At 60.2% G+C, this 3277-nt stretch carries 3 protein-coding genes; 1 reads left to right on the top strand and 2 read right to left on the bottom strand.

The features are described from left to right. Nucleotides 1-245 precede the first annotated feature (245 nt). On the top strand, nucleotides 246-1067 hold the full coding sequence (locus VZ95_RS05110; protein ID WP_045774908.1) for a transglutaminase-like domain-containing protein: 822 nt from the start codon (nucleotides 246-248) through the stop codon (nucleotides 1065-1067). A 57-nt stretch (nucleotides 1068-1124) separates the two neighbouring features. Here VZ95_RS05110 and VZ95_RS28000 read toward each other — a convergent pair whose 3' ends face one another. Together VZ95_RS28000 and VZ95_RS27995 are read right to left on the bottom strand one after the other, a co-directional pair. Continuing rightward, nucleotides 1125-1520, bottom strand: a complete 396-nt coding sequence (locus tag VZ95_RS28000; protein ID WP_052711500.1) for a methyl-accepting chemotaxis protein — start codon at nucleotides 1518-1520, stop codon at nucleotides 1125-1127. Then, entirely contained in the window at nucleotides 1435-3207 is a 1773-nt protein-coding gene (locus VZ95_RS27995) for a methyl-accepting chemotaxis protein (protein WP_052711499.1), read from the bottom strand. Before VZ95_RS27995 ends, VZ95_RS28000 begins: the two co-directional genes overlap by 86 nt. Nucleotides 3208-3277 lie beyond the last annotated feature (70 nt).

Raw genomic sequence — 3277 nt, 5'->3', positions numbered from 1 at the left:
CTTAGAAAAGAGGCCTTCTATCGCAGTGCCATAGGTTTTACAGAGGGCGGTCGCTAAGTGACTGAATTCACCGACTTAACGCCGTTAGTAAACTTACCGACCGAAGGGCCGCTTGAATTGGCGTGACGCTTGCTTCGGCTTCCCTGTAGCCTAGCACGGTTATGTGTCGTTGATCCGGTGATATGCGATTGCCGGGGAAGAGCTTCGATCAATGCCCAACCCCACCGCTTGAGACGAGGCCCTGAATGTTCATCCGTTATGGCTATGAAATCACCCTAAACTGCGCCCAGCCGACCGCCTTGGTGTGCCTGCTGTCGGTGACAGCGGATCGGGATGCCGATATCCGCGTGCCCGAGGTGACCTTCACCAATCCGTCGGTGCCGACCCGCGTTTATCGCGATCTCTTCGGTAATCTCTGTCGCCGTATGGTGGCACCTGCGGGCGATATCACCATTTGGGGTGATGCCGTCTTGGAGGATTCAGGCCTGGTCGACCGGGCGAATTTCGCCGCGCGGGAAGTGCCCGTGACCGATCTTCCCGATGAATGCCTCGTGTATCTGATGGGCAGCCGCTACTGCGAAACCGATAAGCTCAGCCAGATCGCCTGGGACCTCTTCGGCCACCTTACGCCGGGCTGGAGCCGGGTGCAGGCCGTCATTGAGTTCACCCACAAGCATATTCGCTTCGATTATATGCAGGCGCGCGCCACCCGCACCGCTTTCGAAGCCTATCATGAGGGCATCGGCGTGTGCCGCGATTACGCCCATCTGGCCCTTACCTTGTGCCGCTGCCTGAATATTCCGGCGCGCTACATCAATGGTCACTTAGGCGATATTGGCGTGCCGGTGGTCGATCCGATGGATTTCAGCGCCTGGATCGAAGTTTTCCTGGAAGGCGAATGGTACACTTTCGATCCGCGCAATAATAAGCCGCGCATTGGCCGCATTATCGTCGCGCGCGGGCGGGACGCCGCCGATATTCCGCTCATCAACTCCTTCGGTCCGCACCTGCTGAAATCCTTCCGCGTCTGGACCTATGAGGTTCCCGATCCCCGACTTGGGCAATAAAGAAAAGGCTGGCCGCCCATTGGGGAGTGCCAGCCTTTTCGGTGCATCGAGAGGGCTTTAAGCCGCGCGGATATTGCCGAGGAACTGGGTGATTTCCGTGCGCAGCGTATTGCCCGCAACCGTCAGCCGGTCGGCGGCTTCCAGAACCACATTGGCGGCCTTTTTGGTTTCTCCTGCCCCAAGGGTGACATGGGCGATATTTTCGCTGACGTGCTGCGTGCCGTTGGCGGCCTGCTGCACATTGCGGGTGATTTCCTGGGTTGCCGTCCCCTGCTCTTCCACCGCCGCTGCCACCGCCGAGGTAATCTCGTTCATCCGGTCGATCGTCTTGCCGATAGTCTCAATGGAGCCGACGACGGCACTGGTTTCATTTTGAACGCCGGTGACTTGCGCGGTGATTTCCTCGGTCGCTTTTGCCGTTTGCTGGGCGAGGCTTTTGACCTCGGCGGCCACAACCGCAAAAACCCTTACCCGCCTCCCCGGCGCGCGCCGCTTCAATCGTGGCATTCAAGGCCAGCAGATTGGTTTGCGCGGCAATCCCATTAATCATCGTCACCACTTCGCCGATGCGCTGAGCCGCGTCGCTGAGCTGACGGACTTGCGATACGGTTCGCTCGGCCTCATCGGTCGCCCGCAGCGCAATCGAGGCGCTTTCCTGAACCTGTCGGCCGATTTCGCGGATCGAGCTGCTCAGTTCTTCAGAGGCCGCCGCGACGGTTTGCACATTCGCCGACGCTTGCTCGGACGCCGCTGCCACCGCCGCCGCCTGATCGTCGGTCCGCGCCGCATTGGTGCTCATGACAGTGGCGGTGCCCTGCATCTGATCCGCCGCCGAGGCCATCGCCGTTAGAATATCAGCCGTGCCCGAACCGAAGGTGGCAATGAAGCTTTCGACCTTCTGCTGACGCGCCAGCTTGCGCACCTGCTCCTGCACCTGTTCGTCGTGCAACTGGTCGGCTTCGATGGCCTTCAGGCGTAGATTTTCGATGGCTCCGGCCATCTGGCCAATTTCATTCTTGCGATCCAGGAACGGCACCGCCTGGTCACGCTGGCCATTGGCGAGCACCGTCACCGTTTCGGTGAGCTTGAACAGCGGCGTCAGAACTTGCCGCTGCATCAGAATAATCAAGCGCAGCAGCGCGGCCCCGGTTACGAGCACCAGAATACCGCCGAACGCCAACCGCAGATAAGCATCGGACACTTCGCCTTCAGCCCGGCGCTGGCTTTCTTGGAGGGCGGCATTGCGCAGGCCCATGATGCTTTGCAACTGGGGAACGATCTCCGTGACCATCTCGGTCACACTCTTACTATAGGGGGCCTGCTGGCGCGATTCGGTTAGATGCCTGCCGACGATTTCACGCCCTCGCGCCAGATAGCCTTGCTCCATCGCCCGCTGGGCCGCCAGAAGCTCCGGCGTCGCCCCGACTTGGCCGATGCCATTGCGCAAGCGTTCGGACAGTGTATCGACCCGGCCGCGCAATTGTTCGATGCGGTCCGACTCGGCTTGCGTTAGCGGACGGTTGGCCGTCATCCCCGTGCCGAGCGTCGCCGCCTGCTGCCCGGCGCTTTCGCGCATGTCGGCGGCAAGCCGCGCCAGCGTGTTCAAGGCTGCGACCGACGGGTCGGCAATCGTCGTTTCTGCTTCGAGAATATTCAGGATGCTATCGGCTTGGGCGCTCAAAGCAAACATGCGCTGGAAATAGCCCAGCACAATCTCGCCCCGCGCGCTGCGCGGCTTGACGATATCGCTATCGACTGCCGAGCGGACGCCAGCCAACCCCTTCGCCAAATTTGCCAGGGTTTCCTTCATCGCCGGTTGCCCGCCCAACGCGGTGAGGCCGACCGAGACTTTCTGGATAAGATCATCCGTGGTTTTGCGCGCCTGGCTCAGCTTGGCAATCGCCTGCGCATCCGCCGCCGCGTCCGCCGCTAAGAGATTATTCGACGGGCTGCGCTCCAGGGCCATAACTTCGACCATCCGCAATGTATCGGCAAAAACCGAGGCCGTCACCGACGCCCGGTTCTTCGCGGATAAAATAGAGACTTGCGTCGAGAGAATCTGGATTGCCAGGGCAAAAACACAGACGCAAATGATGGCCAAGCCAAACTTTACCCGCGCTCCGATACTGATTTTCGACACGATTGGCTCCTAAATTTAGATCACGACGGTCGCAACCCCCTGACCGGCAGTGAGATTTTGCTGAGCCGAT

This window comes from Elstera litoralis (assembly GCF_000963705.1).
GTDB lineage: Bacteria > Pseudomonadota > Alphaproteobacteria > Elsterales > Elsteraceae > Elstera > Elstera litoralis.
This window is presented reverse-complemented; position numbering and strand designations above follow the sequence as displayed.

Bases quoted from the DNA above. Each gene is read 5' to 3' on its own strand.
- VZ95_RS05110 (WP_045774908.1), top strand. From the start codon at position 246: ATGTTCATCCGTTATGGCTATGAAATCACCCTAAACTGCGCCCAGCCG.